This window comes from Kribbella sp. NPDC056345, assembly GCF_042262745.1.
GTDB lineage: Bacteria > Actinomycetota > Actinomycetes > Propionibacteriales > Kribbellaceae > Kribbella.
Window position 1 is genome coordinate 346,114 of the sequence record NZ_JBHJQQ010000003.1, and the last position, 19,865, is coordinate 365,978.

20 protein-coding genes are annotated in these 19,865 nt (G+C 68.1%); 11 read left to right on the plus strand and 9 right to left on the minus strand.

Features of this window, described 5'->3' with window-relative positions:
• The first annotated feature begins 159 nt into the window (after positions 1-159).
• Positions 160-843, plus strand: a complete 684-nt coding sequence (locus tag ACFCV3_RS12520) for an ANTAR domain-containing protein (RefSeq protein WP_376029416.1) — start codon at positions 160-162, stop codon at positions 841-843.
• On the opposite strand, the gene ACFCV3_RS12525 is transcribed toward ACFCV3_RS12520, so the two are convergent.
• The 3 genes from ACFCV3_RS12525 to ACFCV3_RS12535 form a co-directional block, all read right to left on the minus strand.
• Positions 840-1,538 (minus strand): GAF and ANTAR domain-containing protein, encoded by a 699-nt coding sequence (locus ACFCV3_RS12525; RefSeq protein WP_376029418.1) that lies wholly within the window; start codon positions 1,536-1,538, stop codon positions 840-842. The genes ACFCV3_RS12520 and ACFCV3_RS12525 overlap by 4 nt on opposite strands.
• 43 nt (positions 1,539-1,581) lie before the next feature.
• Positions 1,582-2,880 (minus strand): serine/threonine-protein kinase, encoded by a 1,299-nt coding sequence (locus ACFCV3_RS12530; RefSeq protein WP_376029421.1) that lies wholly within the window; start codon positions 2,878-2,880, stop codon positions 1,582-1,584.
• A gap of 84 nt (positions 2,881-2,964) precedes the next feature.
• Positions 2,965-3,540: a TetR/AcrR family transcriptional regulator gene (locus ACFCV3_RS12535; RefSeq protein WP_376029423.1), complete on the minus strand. Its 576-nt coding sequence runs from the start codon at positions 3,538-3,540 to the stop codon at positions 2,965-2,967.
• A gap of 72 nt (positions 3,541-3,612) precedes the next feature.
• Between ACFCV3_RS12535 and ACFCV3_RS12540 the strand changes: the two genes are divergently transcribed.
• From ACFCV3_RS12540 to ACFCV3_RS12550, 3 genes are all read left to right on the plus strand, one after another.
• Positions 3,613-4,563, plus strand: a complete 951-nt coding sequence (locus tag ACFCV3_RS12540) for a zinc-binding dehydrogenase (RefSeq protein ID WP_376029425.1) — start codon at positions 3,613-3,615, stop codon at positions 4,561-4,563.
• Between the two features lie 117 nt (positions 4,564-4,680).
• The gene (locus ACFCV3_RS12545) at positions 4,681-6,063 is read left to right on the plus strand and encodes a hypothetical protein (protein WP_376029428.1); all 1,383 of its coding nucleotides are present in this window, start codon (positions 4,681-4,683) and stop codon (positions 6,061-6,063) included.
• Between the two features lie 10 nt (positions 6,064-6,073).
• A complete protein-coding gene (locus tag ACFCV3_RS12550; RefSeq protein ID WP_376029430.1) occupies positions 6,074-6,895 on the plus strand; it encodes a hypothetical protein in 822 nt (273 codons plus the stop codon).
• Here ACFCV3_RS12550 and ACFCV3_RS12555 read toward each other — a convergent pair.
• Positions 6,882-7,673 carry an alpha/beta fold hydrolase gene (locus tag ACFCV3_RS12555; RefSeq protein WP_376029432.1) on the minus strand — a complete coding sequence of 264 codons (792 nt, stop codon included), beginning with the start codon at positions 7,671-7,673 and terminating at the stop codon, positions 6,882-6,884. The two genes, ACFCV3_RS12550 and ACFCV3_RS12555, sit on opposite strands and share 14 nt — an antisense overlap.
• A 100-nt stretch (positions 7,674-7,773) precedes the next feature.
• On the opposite strand from ACFCV3_RS12555, the gene ACFCV3_RS12560 reads away from it, so the two are divergent.
• Entirely contained in the window at positions 7,774-8,397 is a 624-nt protein-coding gene (locus ACFCV3_RS12560; RefSeq protein ID WP_376029435.1) for an SAM-dependent methyltransferase, read from the plus strand.
• Here ACFCV3_RS12560 and ACFCV3_RS12565 read toward each other — a convergent pair.
• A complete protein-coding gene (locus tag ACFCV3_RS12565; protein WP_376029437.1) occupies positions 8,394-11,879 on the minus strand; it encodes an indolepyruvate ferredoxin oxidoreductase family protein in 3,486 nt (1,161 codons plus the stop codon). The two genes, ACFCV3_RS12560 and ACFCV3_RS12565, sit on opposite strands and share 4 nt — an antisense overlap.
• Before the next feature lie 156 nt (positions 11,880-12,035).
• Between ACFCV3_RS12565 and ACFCV3_RS12570 the strand changes: the two genes are divergently transcribed.
• The 4 genes from ACFCV3_RS12570 to ACFCV3_RS12585 all read left to right on the plus strand — a co-directional run bounded on the left by ACFCV3_RS12570 (position 12,036) and on the right by ACFCV3_RS12585 (position 15,337).
• Positions 12,036-12,485 carry an Lrp/AsnC family transcriptional regulator gene (locus tag ACFCV3_RS12570; RefSeq protein ID WP_132414440.1) on the plus strand — a complete coding sequence of 150 codons (450 nt, stop codon included), beginning with the start codon at positions 12,036-12,038 and terminating at the stop codon, positions 12,483-12,485.
• A 341-nt stretch (positions 12,486-12,826) separates the two neighbouring features.
• The gene (locus ACFCV3_RS12575; RefSeq protein WP_376029439.1) at positions 12,827-13,786 is read left to right on the plus strand and encodes a hypothetical protein; all 960 of its coding nucleotides are present in this window, start codon (positions 12,827-12,829) and stop codon (positions 13,784-13,786) included.
• A 57-nt stretch (positions 13,787-13,843) separates the two neighbouring features.
• Positions 13,844-14,347, plus strand: coding sequence for a nuclear transport factor 2 family protein (locus ACFCV3_RS12580; protein ID WP_376029441.1), 504 nt, complete (start codon positions 13,844-13,846; stop codon positions 14,345-14,347).
• Between the two features lie 42 nt (positions 14,348-14,389).
• Positions 14,390-15,337, plus strand: coding sequence for an aldo/keto reductase (locus tag ACFCV3_RS12585; protein WP_376029444.1), 948 nt, complete (start codon positions 14,390-14,392; stop codon positions 15,335-15,337).
• A 3-nt stretch (positions 15,338-15,340) separates the two neighbouring features.
• Here the strand turns inward: ACFCV3_RS12585 and ACFCV3_RS12590 are convergent, their stop codons facing one another.
• Together ACFCV3_RS12590 and ACFCV3_RS12595 are read right to left on the minus strand one after the other, a co-directional pair.
• A complete protein-coding gene (locus ACFCV3_RS12590) occupies positions 15,341-15,727 on the minus strand; it encodes a MerR family transcriptional regulator (RefSeq protein ID WP_376029445.1) in 387 nt (128 codons plus the stop codon).
• Entirely contained in the window at positions 15,724-16,197 is a 474-nt protein-coding gene (locus ACFCV3_RS12595) for a MarR family winged helix-turn-helix transcriptional regulator (RefSeq protein WP_376029448.1), read from the minus strand. The genes ACFCV3_RS12590 and ACFCV3_RS12595 overlap by 4 nt, the downstream gene beginning before the upstream one ends.
• A 60-nt stretch (positions 16,198-16,257) precedes the next feature.
• Here ACFCV3_RS12595 and ACFCV3_RS12600 point away from each other — a divergent pair, with 60 nt between their 5' ends.
• Both ACFCV3_RS12600 and ACFCV3_RS12605 read left to right on the plus strand, forming a co-directional pair.
• Positions 16,258-16,554 (plus strand): hypothetical protein, encoded by a 297-nt coding sequence (locus ACFCV3_RS12600; RefSeq protein WP_376029451.1) that lies wholly within the window; start codon positions 16,258-16,260, stop codon positions 16,552-16,554.
• A gap of 4 nt (positions 16,555-16,558) precedes the next feature.
• Positions 16,559-17,236 carry a phosphatase PAP2 family protein gene (locus ACFCV3_RS12605; protein ID WP_376029454.1) on the plus strand — a complete coding sequence of 226 codons (678 nt, stop codon included), beginning with the start codon at positions 16,559-16,561 and terminating at the stop codon, positions 17,234-17,236.
• Here ACFCV3_RS12605 and ACFCV3_RS12610 read toward each other — a convergent pair.
• On the minus strand, positions 17,181-18,860 hold the full coding sequence (locus ACFCV3_RS12610; protein ID WP_376029455.1) for a DUF885 domain-containing protein: 1,680 nt from the start codon (positions 18,858-18,860) through the stop codon (positions 17,181-17,183). The two genes, ACFCV3_RS12605 and ACFCV3_RS12610, sit on opposite strands and share 56 nt — an antisense overlap.
• 176 nt (positions 18,861-19,036) lie before the next feature.
• Positions 19,037-19,537 carry a hypothetical protein gene (locus tag ACFCV3_RS12615; protein ID WP_376029457.1) on the minus strand — a complete coding sequence of 167 codons (501 nt, stop codon included), beginning with the start codon at positions 19,535-19,537 and terminating at the stop codon, positions 19,037-19,039.
• Between the last annotated feature and the right edge of the window lie 328 nt (positions 19,538-19,865).

Consider the following 19,865-nt stretch of genomic DNA (forward strand, 5'->3'; position numbering starts at 1 on the left):
GCTGCTGGCCGCCTGCTTCTCTGGTGCCCACAGACGCCCGGCTGTAACAACCCAGTCGCACGGGGTGGGTTTTCGCAGACGGGTGACCATCGGGCAGGATGGGCCCGGGTCGCTCCGGAAGGTGGGTGACTGCCGCCGCAAGGCGTGTGGAGATCCGTCATGTCCGTGGACTACTCGTCGGCCGAGGCATTCGCCCGGCTGGCCTCCGAACTGCAGACCGTCGACGGGATCGAGGAGACCGTCGAGGCCGTCGTCCAGTTCGCGTTGCAAGCCCTGTCGTGCCAGTTCGCGTCGGTGGTGCTGATCGCCCAGGGACGCCGCCCCGAGGTGGTGGCCTCGACCGATCCGGCGCTGGCCGAGCTCTACCAGGAGCAGATCGACGTGGGTGCCGGGCCGTTGCTGACCGCAATCCTCGAGAACTCGGTCGTTCATCTCGCTGATGTCGGCGTGGAGACCAGGTGGTGGCCGGAACTGATCGGCCGGCTCAAGGAGCTGGGGATTCACAGCGCTCTGCACCTACCGCTGATGGTCTCCGGCCGGTCGCAGGCAGTACTCAACCTGTACGGTGACGCGTTCTCCCCCGACGATCTGGCGGTCGCGCACATCCTCGCTCGGCATGCCTCGGTCGCGATCGCCGCGGCCCGCCACCAGGAGACGATGCTGCGCGCCGTCGACGCCCGGAAACTGGTCGGGCAGGCGATGGGCATCCTGATGGAGCGCTACGACCTCGACGCCGACCGCGCGTTCGAAGTACTGCGCCGCTACTCCCAGGACTACAACCGCAAACTGCGCGACGTCGCCCAGGAACTCATCGACACCCGCAAGCTTCCCGGTCGCGGCTAGGGCGCGCCGATACCCTGTTCACCGCGGAGTTCGACGTCCTCGACGAGCTCCGCGGAGATCCGGTGGAGCTTGGTGTTGCGCTGCTGCGACAGCCGCGCGAGGAAGGCGAACGCCCGCTGATCGGTCAGCGTGTACCGCTCCATCAGGATGCCGATCGCCTTGCCGATGGTACGGCGGGTGCGCAGCGCGTCCTGCAGGTTGTGGATCTCGCGGGCGTACTCGATCGCCATCGCCGACTGGTGGGTGAACAGTGCACCGACAGCGCCCAGGTCCTTGAACGATCCGACGGTCGTCGAGTACAGGTTCAACGCCCCCTGCGACTTCGGTGCATCGAACAACCGCAACCCGGCCTGAGCCAGAATCCCCGCCGCCACCGCACTCGCGGCATAGCGCGGAAACCGCGGATCCGCAGCCAGATCGGGCGACAGAATGTGTGCCCCATCCGTTGCAGCGTCGTAACAGGGACCCTCCCGCAACTCGTACTGCGCCGCATCCACGCCCCACAGGACATCACTGGTCGGTGCAACCGTCTCAAGCCGCCCGTCACTGTGCTTCACCGTGATACTCGCGTACTCGACCTCCGGCAGCACCTCGACCGCCGCAGCCGTGATCCGGCTCAACGTATGGTCCAGATCACCCGGCGTCAGCGACTTCGACAGTCGCTCACTCGCCTCCAGCAGTCCTGTCGCATCCATGGCCGTCCAGTACCCGAAGGCTGGGCGGCTAAAGCCTGGTGGCCTACGGCTGCGGGGTGTTGAGCGGAGTCTGCGTGGGCGTGGGCGACGGAGTCGGTGTGGGTGACGGGGTCGGCGTCGGGGTCGGCGTCGGGGTGGGAGTCGGCGTCGGACGCGGCGTCGGGGTCGGGGTCGGCGTGGGCGGCGTACTGGTCGGCGCCGTGGGAGTGGGTGTGGGTGTCGCGCTCGGCGTGGCTGACGGTGTCGTCGAAGGCTGCCGGGTCGGCTCGGTGGGCTGCGTCGGGTCGGTCGGGTCCGGCGTGTTCGACGTACCGACACTCGTGCTCGGGCGCGGACCGATGTCGACCGTCGGCGGCAGGTCGTCGCCTCTGTTCGACAGGAGGACAGCAGCGATGATCGCACCGGCGATGATGAGCACGCTGGCGGCGGCGATCAGCCAGGTCGTCCGTTGCTGCGGTCCGGTCTTCGCCGGCACGGCGGGCACGGATGCTGGTGCTGGAGCTGGGGCGACTGCGAGTGGTTCGGTCGGTCGATCGGTGACAACCGGCGACCACTTGCCCGCAGCGAGTTGCGCGGCCGTCGGGCGCTGCGCCGGATCCTTCGCGAGCATCTGCAGCAGCACACCCTCGAACGGACCGGCCAGCTCAGGCCGCAGCTCGCTGGGCGGAACCGGTTCGGCATCCACGTGCTGGTAGAGCACGGCCGTCGGATGATCGCCCATGAACGGCGGCCGCCCGGTGACCAGCTCGTACAGAACACAGCCCAGCGCATAGATGTCGGCCTCGGGGCCGGACTGCTGACCCTGCGCCCGCTCCGGCGCCAGGTAATAAGGACTGCCCAGGATCTGACCGGTCATCGTCAGCTCGCTGGTCTCGGCCCCGGGCATCTGCGCGATGCCGAAGTCCGCGACCTTGATCGTCCCGTCCGCCGCGACCAGCAGATTGCTGGGCTTGATATCGCGGTGAACAACGTCCTGCGCGTGCGCGGCCATCAGCCCGGCTGCCGCCTGCTCGACAATCTCGGTCGCCCGCTGCCACGGCAACGGTCCGCTCGCGGCCAGCTCGCCGGCGACCGACCGGCCCTCGACCAGCTCCATCACCAGGTAGAACGCGTCGTCGTGCTGGCCGAAGTCGTAGACCGCGACGATGTGCGGATCGCTCAACCGCGCGGCCGCGCGCGCCTCCCGCCGGAAGCGCTCGGAAGCCGACGGATCCGCACTCGACCGGAGCATCGTCTTCACCGCGACCACCCGGCCCAGTGCCTCGTCGGTGGCGCGATGCACCTCCCCCATGCCGCCACGCCCGAGAGACGCGCCCAGCCGGTACCGCCCTGCGATCAACATCCGTTCCTCGTACCCACCCCGTCGACACGGCAACCCGCTCGCCCGGGCACCAAACCACGAGACTACCTGGAGCGACCAAAGACCTCAGAATCGCGCACGGAAGGCCTCGATCGTCAGCGCGGCGAACCGCCGCGACGCCGTCCGGCGGATCTGCGGTGTCCGGCCCGGGATACTGCGGTGTGCCGACAGCATCAGGATCAGATCGTCGAGGGTGAAGTCCGCACGCAGCTGCCCGCTCTTCTTGGCCCGCTTGGCCAGCTCGGCGACCACACCCAGGGTGTGCTCACGATGTGTCCGCAGGTCGGCCAGCTCCGGATAGGTCGCGAGGAACGCCTCCGTGAAACCACGGCTCTGCGCATTCTGCTCGCAGATCCGCTCGATCACCTGACAGAAGCCAGTCCACGGGTCCGGCTCGGCCAGCCCGTCGTCGACGACCTGATGGCAGATCCGCACCTGCTCGGCGAACACCTCGACCGCAAGATCCTGCTTGGTCGGGAAATGCCGGTACAGCGTCGCCGGCCCGACCCCTGCCTGCCGCGCGATCTCCCGCATCGTCACGGTCATCCCCTCGGCCGCGAACAGCCGGTACGCCGCCTCGACGATCCGCTCGCGGTTGTCCGCGGCGTCGGCGCGCAGGGAACGAGACAGTTCGACGGTCATCGCTCTCACTCTACCTAACCGGACGCCGGCGTCCGTTAACGTCCGAAGAAACCAGGCAGAAGGAGTGGACCAGTGAGAGCGGTTGCAGTCCAGACATTCGGAGCCCCGGACGGAATGGCGATGGTCGACGTACCGGCGCCGGAGCCAGGCCCGGGGCAGGTGACCATCGCGGTCGAGGCGATCGGTGTGGGTGGCGTCGACGCCATGATCCGCCGCGGCACGCTCAGCGGGTACGGCTTCGGCAGCGGCCACATCCTCGGCTCGGAGGTCGCCGGCACCGTGACCGCCGTCGGCGTTGACGTCGAACCGTCCTGGATCGGCGAACGGGTCTGGGCCTTCACCGGCACCGGCGGCGGGTACGCCGAACAGGCCGTCGCGGCGGTCGACCACCTCGAACGGATTCCCGCCGGCCTGACGAACGAGACCGCCGTCGCGCTCGGCAGCAGTGGCGCGGTTGCCCATTTCGCCTTACAGCACGCACATTTCGCCCCGGGCGAGTCCGTCCTGATCCGAGGAGCCGCGGGCAGCATCGGCCTGCTGGCGGTCCAACTCGCGCGCACCGCGTCAGCGATCGCTGTGACCACATCCTCGCCCGACCGCGGTCGCCGCCTCCGCGAGCTCGGCGCGACCCACGTCCTCGATCGATCAGGCACCGGCGACGGCCCAGCGACGTACGACGTCATCCTCGATGTGATCGCCGGTCCCGACCTCCCCAGCTTTCTCCCGAAGCTCTCCCCCAACGGCCGTCTGGTCGTGCTCGGCGCAGTCGCCGGCCCACTGCCGGCCGGTCTCACCGACCAGCTGATGCAGTCGTTCCAGAAGTCGTTGTCGCTGGCAACGTTCAGCCTCGACACGATCCCGGTGCCGGCCCGTGCGCTCGTCCGCCGCGACCAGTTCGCGGCCGCGGCCCGTGGCGAGCTCGACGCCGTGGTCCATGACGTCCTCGGTCTGGACGAAGCCGCCAAGGCTCACGAGCAGATGGACGCCGGCCAGGTCTTCGGACGGATCGTCCTCAAACCCTGATGTGCATCGGCTGTCCGGTATTGGCCGCCAGGCGTTCACTACGTTCTGGGTCTAAAGGATTGCCGTGCGTCATGGCTTCGGCTGTTCTGGTCTGCGTCGTGACCAGAGAGAAGGAGCATGATGATTCCTGAACACAGGGCGGCCACCGGGTTCGGCCGACGAGCGGTGCTGCGGGGCGCCGTCATCGGGGCGCTGGCCGCCGCGCCGCTTCCGCTCGCTCATCGTCTGACCGGTTCCGCCAAGGTTCCCGCGGCGGCCACGGCGCCGGCGGCCGCGTGTGTGGACCTGCCGCTGGTCGGTGGGGCCGAGTACCCGATCGGCGTGTTCTGGCCACCGCCGCCGTACCAGACGACGGTCGAGCGGTACGGCGAGATCCGCACGGCCGGGTTCAACTTCGTGATCACCGGCAACTACGTGGACGATCAGGCGATCATCCGGCACACCCTGGCCATCGCCGAGCAGGTCGGTCTGAAGGTGCTGGTCTCCAGCGATCCCGACGTACAGAACATGGCGCGGCGGTTCACGATCAGCGACGACCGGTCGGTCCCGATGTCGATCACCACGGCGGACGCCCGGACGCTGCTGACCAACGCGCTGAACCAGTACCGCGGGTTCGAGTCGTTCGCCGGATTCAGTCTCGGCGACGAGCTGCCGGAGGCGCAGGTCCCCTCACTGGGCAAGGCGTTCGCGATCGCCCGCGAGCAGGCGCCGACGTACACGCCGTACTCGAATCTGGTGCCGGGCGCGGGCGACGGTTACCGGGCGATGGTCCGCCGGTACGTCGACCTCTGCCGGCCGCCGATGCTGTCGTACGACCGGTATCCGTTGCTCACCACGGGCGAGGACCCGAACTACTTCGAGAACTGGGCGATCATCCGGTCCGAGGCGCTGCGCGCGAACATCCCTTCCTGGGTGTTCGTGCAGAGCGTCGAGTACTCCGGGCACCGGTTCCCGACGCAGGCGGAGCTGCTGTGGAACATCAACACCAGCCTCGCGTACGGCTGCAAGGGCATCCAGTACTTCACCTACTGGCAGCCCGACCCCGCTCGCGGTGAGAACTTCGGTCGCGCCATCACCACCCTCGACGGCACGCACACGCCGCTGTACGACGCCGCCAAGACCATCAACACCACCTGGCTCCGCCAGGTCGGCGCCGAGCTCAAACCGCTGATCTCCGAACTGGCCGTGCATGCGAATCACACGCCACCATCAGGCACGGTCGGCTTCACCCCGGACACCTACCTCAGCGGTACGACGGGTAGTCCCGCCGTACTCGGGCGGTTCCGGCCGACCGATGCCGCCCGGACCCGTTGGTTGCTGATCGCCAACCGCCAGGCGGGCGCGAGCGGGACCACGACCGTTTCGTTGAACCAGGCAACGGTCACCAAGGTCTCGGTCTTCGATCCGGCGACCCGCGCCTACACCGCGCAGGCGGACAAGACCAAGATCGTCGCCACCCTGGCACCCGGGGCCGCGGCCCTGTACCGGCTCGACGCATAAGGGGGACGAGATGCGCACCCAGCTCCTCGGCCAGCTGATCACCGGCGGCGTCGCGGCCGCCGTCGCCGCGGTCGTCATCGCGGTTCCGAACGCCTTCTCCAAGGATTCCGAGCAGGCCGCTGCACCCGCGGCCGTCTGCGTCTACAACTGGTACCTGTCGAACAGCAGGACGTCGGGAACGGCGACCATCCCGGCCTTTGCCTATGGCAACACTCCGATGGTGCCGCTGGCCGGCAACTGGGACGGCGTGGCCGGCGACACCCCAGGCGCTTACAGCCCGGACGACAACAAGTTCTTCCTGACCAACAACTTCAACGGCGGCGTCGGCCAGATCACCATCGCCCTGGGCACAGTCGGCGACCGGCCGATCGTCGGCGACTGGAACGGCGACGGCACCGACGAGGTCGGCACCTACACCCCATCCACCGGCACCTTCACCAAACGCGCGGCCGATGGAACGACCACCACACTCGCCTACGGCGCGCCGTACCGGATCCCACTGGTCGGCGACTGGAACGGCGACGGTACCGACGACGTGGGCATCTACCGCGCCTCGGACGCAACCTTCGAACTCCGGCTCCCCGACGGCACCACCCGATCGTTCGTCTACGGCGATCCCTATTGGAAGCCCCTGACCGGCGACTGGAACGGCGACGGCCGCGACGAACCAGGCCTCTACAACCCCGCCAACGCCACCTTCTACTTCCGCATGAGCGGTATCGACCCCACCGAAACCACCGAGAAGATCCGCTACGGCGACCCCGGCGACCGCCCCCTGGTCGGCGACTGGGACGGCAACCACACCAGCAGCCAGGGCATCATCCGTTCCTGACAAGGAACTCGGTGAGTTCCGCGACGTACTGCGTTCGGCTGTCACGGCGTACCGAATGGCCTGCGCCGCGAATATGTACCGCGCGGAACTCGCCGGCCGCCGCTTGCGCGCAGCGCTCGGCGTACTCGGCGGAGATCAGCGAACCGCGCTCGGTGTCCCCGTGGATCAGCAGTACCGGGCACGTTGTCCTGGCGAGCAGGTCGGTCAGCGGTCCCGGGTCCTGGAACGGTACGTCGAACAGGTGCGGGTTGACCTGTGCCTTCGACACGGCCCAGGGCTCGAGCTCGTCCTCGGGCCAACTGGGCTCGCCGGATCGGCCGTGGGCGATGCGGGCCGGCAGGTCGAGGGCCTGAAGGTCCGCCAGCCAACTCGGCACGGCCCACGGCCTGTCCTGCCGGTCGGCGAGCGACTGCCCGACGGGCGGGTCCTCCAGCACCAGCGCACGGACCAGGTCCGGCCTCGCTGCGGCCAGATAGGCGGCCGACATCGCGCCCATCGAGTGGCCGACGACGACCATCCCGCCGTTGCGAGGCTGGCTCGACAACACGGCGGCCGCATCGTCGCGGAGTGCGTCATAGCTGATGGCCTCCTCCGGAAGGCCGGACTCGCCGTGCCCGCGCGCGTCGATCGCGAGCGCCCGGATCCCGGGCAGCGCGCCGAGCAGTGGCTCCCAGCACTGCGCAGAATCGGAGAAGCCGTGCAGGAAGGCGATCTCGGCCGGTGCCTCATCGGTCCGGTACCACGCCGACCGGCCTGTCCTGCCGCGCACCTCGAACATGGTCCGGACCCTAGCCCATGCCGCGGCGGCACGCCGACGCAGTTTTGCCGGAACGGCAATGGAGTTTGTCAATCAGGCTTGCACGAAGGAGGCTGGTCACATGACGACTGCAGAAGAGCATTGGGATGCGCGGTATGCCGAGAGCACCCGGATCTGGAGCGGGAAGCCGAATGCCGCGTTGGTGGTCGAGGTGGCCGGCTTGGCGCCTGGGCGCGCGCTTGACCTCGGTTCGGGGGAAGGCGGGGACGCCATCTGGCTGGCTCAGCAGGGCTGGCAGGTGACGGCTGTTGACGTCTCCTCGGTCGCGCTCGGCCGGGCGGCGGAGCACGCCAAGGAGGCTGGTGTCGAGGATCGGATCGAGTGGCAGCAGCACGAGTTGGGTAAGACGTTCCCGGATGGAACCTTCGATCTGGTGTCGGCGCAGTTCCTGCACTCGACGGTCGAGATGCCACGGGAGCAGATCCTTCGGGAGGCGGCCGCGGCGGTCGCTGTCGGAGGTGTGCTGCTCGTCGAGGGGCATCTCGAGTTCCCGGACAAGTCCCGCCACGACGCCCATGCCGACGTCCATTTCCCGACGCCGGCCGAGGTCGTCGCCGACGTCGGGCTCGACGACGGCCGCTGGGAGATCCTCACCACCGCCGCCCACGACAGCGTCAAGGTGATCGACGGCAAGGAAGTCCACTACCAGGACGGCACCGTGAAGGCCCGCCGGCTCTCGGTCTAAGCCGGCGGCTGGACACCCAACTGCCGGAGCGCCTCGGTGTAGCGGTCGACGTTGCGCAGCTTGACCGACTCGTAGCCGCGGACCAGGTCAGGCAGCTCCGCGAGTTGCACTGCGCGGTTGTACGACGCCTGGTCCAGCTCCGCAGCCAGGTCGAGTACGAGCGTGCGGTAGTGGTCGCGGAGTGACCGCTCTACCTTGCGCAGGTGGGCGTAGCCGAAGAGGTCGGCGCGGGTCCCGCGGAGCGGCTTCAGCCGGGCCAGCACTCGGAGCATGCCGTGGGACTTGGGGCCGAACGAGATCTTCTTCGTGCGGCCCATCGCCCGCAGTACCGGCGGATGCAGCTTGAACGAGACCACGCCACCCGGGAACGCCTCGCCGGTGGAGTCGAGGAACTCCGGGTCGGTGAGGAGACGGGCGACCTCGTACTCGTCCTTGTACGCCATCAGCTTGAACAGGTTGCGGGCAACGGCTTCGCTGAACCGCGTCTCCGTGGTGACCGCCTGCTCGGCGGCCGCGACCTGTGCCACGAGGGCGACGTACGAGTTGGCCAGCTTGACGTTCTGGTAGCCGACCAGGTCGGTGGCACGCTGGGCGACCAGGCGGTGCAGCTCCCCCTGCAGACCAGCAGCCGCAACCGAAGCCGGTACGTCGCGCGCCACCTGCCGGGCTGGGGCCGCGCCCGCGGCAGCGAAGGCCGCGGGGTCGGTGACCGCTACCCGGCCCCACCGGAACGCTGCGATGTTGGACGCGACCGCGGTGCCGTTGATCTCGATGGCTTCCTCGATGGCCGCGGCCGGGAGCCGCAGGGCGCCGGTCTGGTAGGCGGCACCGACGAGCAGGAAGTTCGCGGCGATCGTGTTCCCGAAGATGCGGTCGGCGGCCTCGAGCGCGTCGAAGTCGAACAGCTCCGCGCCGGCAGTGCGGACCCGCTCCAGCAGACCAGCCTCCTCCGGGTGCTGGACGGCCGGGTCGTACACCATCGCGCCGGTTGCGGTGCGGCTGGTCGAGACGACGGTCCGGGTCGACGCAACGTTGCCGTAGGCAAGGTTCCGGTCCTCGGCGAGGGTGAGCAGGTCGAAACCGAGGAAGCAGTCCGCGGATCCGGGGGTGAGCCGGTTGGCCGGCTCCAGGTCGCCGTCGGCGAACCGCAGATGGCCGGTGACCGGTCCGGCCTTCTGGCTCAGCCCCGTCTGGTCGAGCGACTCAGCGGCGTACCCGGCTCGCAGTGCGGCCGTCGCGAGCACCTGGTTGACCGTGACGATGCCGGTCCCGCCAATGCCGGCCAGGAACACGTTCTGGGTGCTGGTGACTCGCTCTTCGGCGCTGCTCGGCGCGACCGACGGCGGCTTCGGGAAGGTCTTGCGCTTCGCGGTTTTCGGGGCCGTGCGCCGAGGCGCGGTCTCCACCGTCACGAACGACGGGCAGTCGCCGTCGAGGCAGCTGTAGTCGGTGTTGCACGAGGTCTGCTCGATGCGGGTCTTGCGACCGTATTCGGTCTCGACCGGCTGCACCGAGAGGCAGTTGCTCTTCACACCGCAGTCACCACAGCCCTCGCAGACCGCCTCGTTGATGACGACGCGCTGCGTGCGGGTGGGCAGGCTGCCGCGCTTGCGCTGGCGGCGAGCGTCGGCGGCGCAGTGCTGGTCGTAGATCAGCACAGTCACGCCGGGGATCTCCCGCAGCATCCGCTGGGCCTCGTCGAGGCGGTCGCGGTTCCAGAGCAGGGTTCCGGGCGCGAGGTCGCGCCGACGGTGGCGCTCCGGCTCGTCTGCACAGACGACGATCTTCTTCACACCTTCGGTGTGCAGCTTGTGGGTCAACTGCGGAACGCTGAGCGCACCTTCGGCATCCTGCGCGCCGGTCATCGCGACCACGTCGTTGTAGAGCACCTTGTAGGTGATGTTCACCCCAGCGGCGATACATGCCTGGACGGCGAGCTGACCGGAGTGGAAGAACGTGCCGTCGCCGACGTTCTGGAAGATGTGTCCGGCATCGGTGAACCAGGCCTGGCCGATCCACTGCGCACCTTCGCCGCCCATCTGGGTGACACCGGTGACCGCGCTGTCCTCCCGGTCGGAGATGGTAACCATGGCGTGGCAGCCGATACCGCCGCCGCCCATCGACCCCTCGGGGAGTCCGGTGGAGCGGTTGTGCGGGCAGCCGCTGCAGAAGTACGCCGACCTGCTGGTCGACAGCAGCGGGAGCGGGATCCGCTTCGGGGCGGGCGGTGTGATCGCGACCAGGTCGGCCAGCAGGTGCCGCATCGGCGCGAGCAACCGGCCCGAGGTGAGTTCGCCGTCGGCCGGGATCAGGGTGCGGCCGCCGGTATCGCGCTTGCCGAGGATCTGCGGCGCGTTCGGTGTCCCGTAGAGGATGTCGCGGATCTGCGTCTCGACGAACGAGGTCTTGTCCTCGATCACGACGATCCGGTCGAGCCCTTCGGCGAACGAGCGGATGGTGCCGTGGGCAACCGGGCTCATCAGGCCGAGTCGCAGTACCCGGACGCCTGCCTGGGTGAGCGCTTCGGGAGTGACCCCGAGATCGGTCATGGCCTGGCGCATCGAGTCGTAACAGCTGCCCGAGGCAACGAATCCGACCCGCGCGTGGATCGGGTCGATGTCGAGGACGTCGAGCCCGTTCACGACGGCGTACTGGCGGACGAGTTCGGTGCGGGGGCCGACCATGTCCGCCTCGGCGCCCACGATCGCGTCGGGGCGAAGAACCATCGGGCGCTGCTGGTAGGTGTAGGGCTTGCCCTCCCACTCGATCGTCGGCACGACCGGCGTGACCTTGCCCGTGTCGTCACCGACCGCCCAGGCGCCATCGGCGACGTCCGCCACGATCTTCAGCGCGACGACACAGCCCGTCGTCCGCGACATCTCGATCGCGTGCAGGCCGAGCGTGACGATCTCGGCTGCGTTGCGCGGGAAGAGGACCGGAATCCCCAGCGCAGCAAGGGATCGCTCGCTCACCGCGGGCACGGTCGACGACTTCGAGGCCGGGTCGTCACCGACCAGCAGTACGGCGCCGCCGCGCGGGTTGACGCCGTACATGTTGGCGTGCCGCAGTGCGTCGGTGGCGCGGTCCACGCCCGGGCCCTTGCCGTACCAGAAGCCCGTGACGCCGTCGTGGGTGCCGGCGCCGAGCGGCAGCTCGATCTGGCTGCCCCACACCGAGGTCGCAGCGAGCTCCTCGTTGAGGCCGGGGACGAACCGGATGTCGTTCTCGTCCATGACGTCCTGCAGATCCGCCAGCAGCTTGTCGAGCCCACCGAGCGGACTGCCCTGATAGCCCGAGACGAAGGACGCCGTCCGCAGCCCGCGGCGCCGGTCGAGCGCGCGGTGCTCGACGAGCAGCCGCGCGATCGCCTGGACGCCGGTCAGCAGCGTCGGCGGACCGGACGGCCGGAAACGATCGCCGAGGTCGTACGGCGGCGCGGCGAGCCGCACAGGCGTGATCTCGGCCGGGGCGATGGTGGTCATCGGCTCTCCAGGGGTCCGCGGCGGTTCCCACGAGCCTGAGGGCTGGTGGGCCCGGTCACAAGAGACATCGTCGAGTTTGGCGACGATCCGCAATCATCACGCCGATTCAGCGCTTTCCAACGCAACAGATCCGGCGTACCAGGTAGAGTTCGTTGCGTGCCCGAACCGGCGACCCTCGACTCCACCGACCGCGCGATCCTCGACCTGCTGCGCGAGAACGCCCGCCGCCCGCTGCGCGAGATCGCGACCGCCGTCGGCCTGACCGTCGCGCCGGTCCAGCGCCGGATCGCCCGGCTCGAGAAGCTCGGCGTCATCGAGCGCTACACCGTGCAGATCAACCACGGCCGGATCGCCACCGGTATCGAGGCGATGACCGAGCTCCACTTCGCCGACGACCTCGACCTCGCCCAGATCATGGAGTTCGTCGCCCAGATCCCCGAGGTCAAAGAAGTCCTCACCCTGGCCGGCGACCCCGACGCCCTGGTCCGCATCCAGGTAGAAGGTGTCGAAGACCTCCGCCGGGTGGTCAGCTCCCTGCGCTCCGCCGAAGCCATCGCCAGCACCAAAACCCTCGTCGTCCTAGAACAATGGACCCGCCGCGGCTGACCCCGCCCACTTGTCGTGGCCGGGGACAGCCCCTGGTGGCCCTGAACAAGGTATGACCTGTTCCAGCCCCCGGTTTGTCGTTCAAGGCCACGGTTGCCGGCAGCCCCCTTCCCGCCCTGGGTCGTCGACTGGGAGCACTGTGCTGCCGGATATCGACTTCTGGCAGCAAGCTCCTTCCACTCGGGCTGTCCGGGTGGTTGGACAGTGGCGCAGGTCCGCCTGGGAGTCCATGGGACACATCGCGGGGGGAGTGCGCACGCGATGCGGTTATCCACAGATTGCGAATTCGCCGGTTTTCGGCGCTCCGACGCCCATATGTTCTTGGGTAAAGGAGGTGCTCGATGAGCGCTGGCAGGAAGATCAAGAGCCGCGTGGGCGGCAAGTTGTGCACGGATGGAGACCGGCTGCACCCGGTTCTGCTGCCGCTGACGATGACTCAGGTGGACCGTCTGGTGCGACTGGCGGAGGAGGCGACCGCAGCTCGCGGCTTCCCGATGCGGTACGACGGGTCGAATGCGCTGCTGCCGATCGGCGACGACGCAGTTCCGGTAGACGACGGCATGGTCGCCGGTCTCGCGAACCTGGCCCGTACCGTCGGCGGGTTGCCACGACAGCGCTGGCGAGAAGCCGTGGCGGCGCACTTCGATCAGATGGCGCCGGGCGGCCGTCCGCCGGCGATTCCGGAGGATCTGGACAACGAGCTGTACCTTCGCCTCGTCGATGCGTCCACCATCAACCCGGACTGGGCCGACCGCGTACCAGAGTTCGTGCCGGGCCTTCGCATGGCGCCCGCCACCTACGCCGGCCGATCGGTCGCGATGCACTTCGACCTCGGCAGCCTCGGCATCCCCTGGTCCGATATCAGCAGGATCGGGCTGGCAAACCTTCGTCGGCTCCAGGACACAGTCGAGTACGTCGACGCCCAGGGCGCGGAGGTCGCGATGCTCAGCGGCTCCATGTTCACGGCTTCCCGGGCACTGGTCTTCGACACAGTCCTGCGCGAGTCGTTGCACGTCGAGAATCCCCCGTTCGGCTGCCTCGTCGCCATGCCCGCTCGAGACCTGCTGCTCGTGCACGTGATGCGGGATCCGGCGATCGTCTACGCCATGCTGGGAATGACCAGGATGGCGAGCAGCTCTTACTCCGAATCACCAGGCCCCGTCAGCCCGCACCTCTACTACACAACAGACAACGAGTGGTACCAGCTCACCGACTACAGCACGGGCAGAGCCGACCTCAAACGTGTCCCCCGCTTCTCAGCAGCCATGCACCGCATCGAAGCCGGCTGGCTCAGTCGCTGACCCGTGGACGTAGTGAAATCAGGTAGCTCGGAAACCACACACAGAAATGAGGTCTGAATGTCTGCGCCCACGCCCGATGGCAGGTCCTCGGCGGCTGTTGCTGCTCTCCGTTCGGCCGCGGAGCGTGGGGATGCCGACGCGCTGGCCGAACTGTTCGCACCTGAGGTGGTCTTCCACTCACCCATCACGATGCGGCTGTCGTTCGAGGGGCGGGAGGAGGTCGTGGCCCTGCATCGCGACATCTTCGCCGTACTCGAGGATCTGCGGACCACCGAGCCGCTGGTGCGCGGCGACACCTGGTCTTTCTCCTTCACCGCAACGGTTCGCGGTGTGCAGCTCGAGGCCCACAATCTGCTGCGCTTCAATCCGCAGGCTCAGATCGTCGAGAACACGATCTTCGTCCGGCCGCTCCCGGCGCTCGCCACGCTGTTCGCGACGCTTCCTCCGAGAGTCTCGACCAGGCGTCGCGGTCGTCTGCACGGAACCGTTGCCGGGTTGCTGGCGCAGCCGATCGCCGTGGCGCTCCGGGCCGCCGACCGGCTGGTGCCCAGGTTTCTCTGAGCGGCTTGACCTGGAGCGCGCTCCAGCAGGAAGGCTGCGGGTATGAGCAGACTTGACCTTGCCTTGGGTGCGATGGAGTTCGGGACCAGGATCGACGAGAAGACGTCGTTCGCCCTGCTGGATCAGTACGTCGCGGAGGGTGGCGTGTGGATCGACACGGCGAACTGTTATGCGTTCTGGCAGTCGGAGAGCGGCTTTGGTGGGCAGAGTGAGGAGTTGCTGGGGCGGTGGCTGGCGCAGCGGCCCGGTGTGCGGGACAAGGTGCGGATCGCCACCAAGGTCGGATGGGAGCCGACGGTTGTCGGTGGTTTCCCGGAGCAGTGCGAGGGCCTGGGCGCGGCGGCCATCGACGCGGCTGTCGAGACATCGCTGCGGCGGATGGGCATCGACCACATCGATCTGTACTGGGCACATCGTGACGACCGGAACACACCGATGGACGAAACGATCGCTGCCTTCGGGCGGCATCACGCCGCAGGCACGATCGGCCAGGTCGGCTTGTCGAACTGGGCGATCTGGCGGGTCGAGCGCGCGCGAGGACTCGCGGCACAGCTCGGCGTGGTCGAGCCGAGTGCGTTGCAGTTGCGGTACTCGTATCTGCAGCCGCGGCCGTTCGTCCGCGACCACATCAGCAATCACCGCTTCGGGTGGGTCACCGACGAGGTCCTGGACTTCGTCGCCAACCAGCAGCAGTGGGAGCTCTGGGGATACAGCCCGCTGATGTCGGGATCCTACGAGCGGGATGATCGGCCGGTCGACGCAGCCTACGAGCACCCGGGCACGACCCGGCGGCTGGAGGCGCTCGGGAAGGTGGCCGCTGAGCTCGGCGTGAGCCGGAGCAGTGTCGTGGTGGCCTGGTTGTGTGGCGACACTCCCCCGGTGCGCCCGATCGTCGGGGCGAGCAGGCCGGAACAGCTCACCGCCGCGATCACCGGCGCTCGGCTAGAGCTCGCCCCTGAACTACGTGCGGAGCTCGACGCGGCCTGGTAGCCGTCAGGCGCTCGCCGACTCCTCTGCCTGACGGGCACCGTAGTACTCGATCTTGTCGTCCAGCACGCCGAGGGCCGCCTCCATCCGGGCCATGTGCTCCAGCAACGCGGCCCGGCGCTCCCGCAGGAAGTCGACGCGGGACGCCGGGTCGCCCGCCGTACGAAGCAGGGCAGTGAACCGTTGGATGTCGGCAATCCCCAGACCGGCGTCGCGGAGACAACTCACCACACCGATCCAGGCGAGATCGCCTTCGGTGAAGACCCGCCGACCACCAGGCAGCCGCTCGATCGGGCCGATCAGCGCCTCGCGTTCGTAGTACCGCAACGTGTCCAAGCTGAGCCCGGTGCGATCCGCCGCCTCGCCAGGTGAGTACCGACCGTTCCGTGTCATGCGGTCGATTTTTCCACGCCGCCGGTGGCCGCGGCGATGACTTTGGTGAGGCGGCCGTGCAGGTCCATCAGCTCGTCGACGTCCATCCCCAGGCGCTCGACAATGGCAGGCGGCACTTCGAGCGCCTCGTCGCGCAGCGCACGACCCTTGGGAGTGAGGGCGACAGCCAGAGCGCGCTCGTCGGTTGCGGAGCGGTCGCGGCGCAGCAGGCCGGCGGATTCGAGGCGTTTGAGCAACGGCGAGAGGGTCGCTGGTTCGAGCTGGAGCATCCGCGACAGGTCCTTCACCGACACCGGCTCGTGCTCCCACAACGCGAGCATCACCAAGTACTGCGGGTGAGTCAGCCCCATCGGCTCGAGAACCGGCCTGTACAACGCGATCACCGTCCGGGCAGCCACGGCGAGCGCGAAGCAGACCTGATGCTCGAGCGCGAGCGGATTCTGCTCCGCCGTGATCTCGGTCTCTGTCATGTGCTTAGTGTAGCAACTTTATGTAGACTAATGATTAGTCCACTAAGTATCGGAGTGATCATGGAACGGACCCGCCGGCGCACCCCTCGGCCGATGAACATCGAGACCGTTCAGCGCTGGGTCGCCTCCGCCATCCTCTTCCACGTCGGCAGCGTCCCGGCCGTCACCCTGGCCGTCTACAGCATCGGCATCGCGGCCGACGACTTCGGCCGCGGTGTCGGCCTCTGGATCATGTCCGGCGTGATCGGCCTGCTCACCGTGGCCGGCATCCTCGCGATCTTCCGCCGGACGCCGCTCTCGCCCTGGCTCCTGCTGGGCATCGCCCCGACTGCCGTGACCGGTTTGTATATCTTCTAACCGTATGAGGATCGTGCGCGTGGCAGCCGGGCTGGCGGCCGTCGGTCTCGGTACGGCGGTCTTCGTCGACCTGGCCGATGCCGCGACCGAAGGCGACGACCTGGCCGCGTTCGACCCGCAGCTCACCACGACCGTCGTGAACCACCGGATCGCCGAACTCACCCCGCTCGCCCGAGCCATCACCTACCTCGGCGACATCCCGATCCTGACCGGACTCACCATCGTCGTGGCGCTGCTGATCCGGCACTTCACCCGTCGTTGGCGTCCGGCGATCATCCTTGTCATCGGCATGCTGGGCGCCGCCGCACTCACCTACGGCTTCAAGGTCCTGATCGGCCGCGACCGCCCCGACGCCTCCATCGTCCTCGGCACGGTCAACACCGGCTTCTCCTTCCCCTCCGGCCACAGCCTGAGCTCAACCGTCTTCTTCCTGCTGCTCGCCGCCCTGCTGTGGCAGACGGACGCCGCCCGCCGCACCAAGCTCGTCGCCACCGCCGTCGCCCTACTCCTCAGCCTCGCCATCGGCCTCAGTCGCATCTACCTCGGCTACCACTGGGCAACCGACGTACTGGCAGGCTGGACCCTCGGCCTCACCTGGCTCGCCCTCCTCGGGACAGCCCACGCGCTCAGAGGCGAGCGAGGGCTCGACGGAGAGGGTCGAGGCCGAGGGAACCGAGGTTGAGGGCGTCGCGGTGGAAGGTGCGGAGATCGAAGTCGGCGCCTTGGCGTTGCTTGGCTTCGTCGCGGGCCTGCAGCCAGATGCGTTCGCCGAGCTTGTACGACGGCGCCTGGCCGGGCCAGCCCAGATAGCGGTTCAGCTCGGCCTGCAGGAACTCGGTCTCCATCCGCGAGTGGGCCCGGAGGAACTCGAAGCCGAGGTCCGCGTTCCAGGTCTCACCGGGATGGAACTTGAAGGGGTTGTCGCGCGGGATCTCCAGCTCGAGGTGCATGCCGATGTCGACGATCACCCGGGCCGAGCGGAAGCCTTGGGCGTCGAGCATGCCGAACCGGGCGCCCGGCTCGTCGAGATAACCCAGCTCCTCCATCAGGCGTTCGGCGTACAGGCCCCAGCCTTCGCCGTGGCCGGACACCCAGCAACCGACGCGTTGCCAGCGGTTCAGCAGGTCGGCGCGCAGCATCGTCTGACCGACCTGGAGGTGATGTCCGGGGACGCCTTCGTGGTAGACGGTCGTGACCTCGCGCCAGGTGGCGAAGTCCTCGATACCGGCCGGCACGGCCCACCACATCTGGCCGGGCCGGGTGGTCAGGTCCTCACTCGGCGGCGTGTAGTAGATGATGCCCTCCGAGGTCGGCGCGATCATGCACTCGATCCGCCCGATCGCCGCCGGGATGTCGAAGTGCTTACCGCCGAGCTCCTGTACGGCGCTGTCCGCGAGCTCCTGCATCCAGTCCCGGAACGCCTCCTTGCCGTGGATCTTCCGGGCCGGGTCCGCATCCAGTACGGCGGCCATCGCCGGGATACTGCGGTCGCCGCTATTCAGCGCGGCCGCGATGGACTGCATCTCCGACTCGATCCGGGCCAGCTCCTGCCAGCCCCACGCATACGCCTCCTCCAGATCGAGGGTCGCGCCGATGTGATACCGAGACGCGAGCTGATAGACCTCACGTCCGACCGCGTCCCGCTCAGGTGCCTGCGGCAACAGCTCGCTGGTCAGCCACGCGCCGAACTCCCCAAACGACTTGCTGGCCTGTCTGGCAGCCGCCTCGACCCGCGCCTTGACAGCCTCAGGCGCCTCCGCGGTCAGCCCGAGGAAGTAATCGTTGCCCTCGGCACCAGTCCAACTGGCGATCCGCTCGGCCAGCACCTGCACCTGCCGAGCAGCCGACACCCGCCCCGCGGCGGCCTGCTGCCGAAGCGTCTCCCGATACCCGTCGAGCGTCGTACCAACCTGATCCAACCGGCTCCCGAGCCGCTCCCAGTCCTGATCGGTCGCGGTCGGCATCAGATCGAAGACCGCCCGGAGCTCGACCGGCACACAAGAGATCCCGTTCAGCTCGTACTGCGGAACGCCGGCCTCATACCGCTCGAGCTCAAGCTCAATGCGCTCCAGCAGCGCATCCTTGGCCGTCTCCTCCCGAAACGAAGACACCTCAACCGCCTTCGCTTCAGCGATCGCCGACCGATGCAACTCCGCCAACGCCTCGAACCCGCCCGGCGACCGATCCGGAAGCTTGTCGTCGTACCCCTGCATCCCCATCATCGTCGCCGCCGCCGGCGACAACTCCGCATGAGCCACCAGAAACCGCTCGGATACCTCGTCGATCGGTGCACTCGAGTCCGTCATCGAGCGACCGTACCCCGCAACCACCACCCCCGGAATGCCTTACTACGCAGGTTTTCCCCGGACTTTCGCCCCCACTTCCCACCCCCCGAATTCAACCCAACGTTGGACTGACCGTTGCCGGAGCAGCAGCGGCCGATCCCGATCCTGTCAACCGACGCCGTCTGTGACCCCACGGGCTACCTCAACGCCGACAGGAACACCTTGCAGGCTCCCTCGGCATCCTTCGCGACGACGACGCTGCGCAGCACCGATTTCCACCGGTCGTCCTCGATGCCACGCGGCTCCCGGTAGCTGTCGATCTTCCACCCGTGTGCGCTCCCAGCGCCCTCGACCAGGGACGGAAGCAAGGTGGACTGCTCGAGTTCACCTTTCAGCGAGCTTTCCTGGAGGAATCGGGGAACACTGCCACAGCCCGTGCCGAAAGTAAGATCGAAGCTCTCGTCCTGCCCGACATAGGACCCGAACCGAACCTCGCTCGCATCCTCGGGCAGCGTGATTCCATTGTCCTTCAGTGCCTTGTCGAGCGTGACGTAGCCGGCGGAGTCGGTGTAGGCACGTGGGTCCGGGTTCGGGTCCTCCTGTATCGAGCAGCCGACCAGGACCGGACTCACGACACAGAGCACCAGCAACACTCCGGCGTTCATCCCCGGTAGGAGGGCACGGCGGAGGTGAGACATGGGCGGAGAGTGCCTGATGCGCACAGGTCCACGCCACGTTTACCCAGAAGTAGTGTCAGTTCCTGCAAGTCTGTAACGCTCGAGCCCGTCGCTCCGATCGCGCGCGAGAGGGGTCGGCGTGAATCAAACGTTCGTCCGGAATTCCCCGTATTTACGGGACTTCGGAGTACTCGTGGTGCGGTCGGATTCACTGTCGGTAAGAGTGCGCGTGGAGGGCCGGAAGGCGAGTAGGATCCCGCGTTTGTGAAGCCGCTCTCCGCCCGGAGCCCGGTGTTCGTGGACTCGTCCGGGCATCGTCATCGCAGGATCCGCCGCGTCGGGGCGGTGG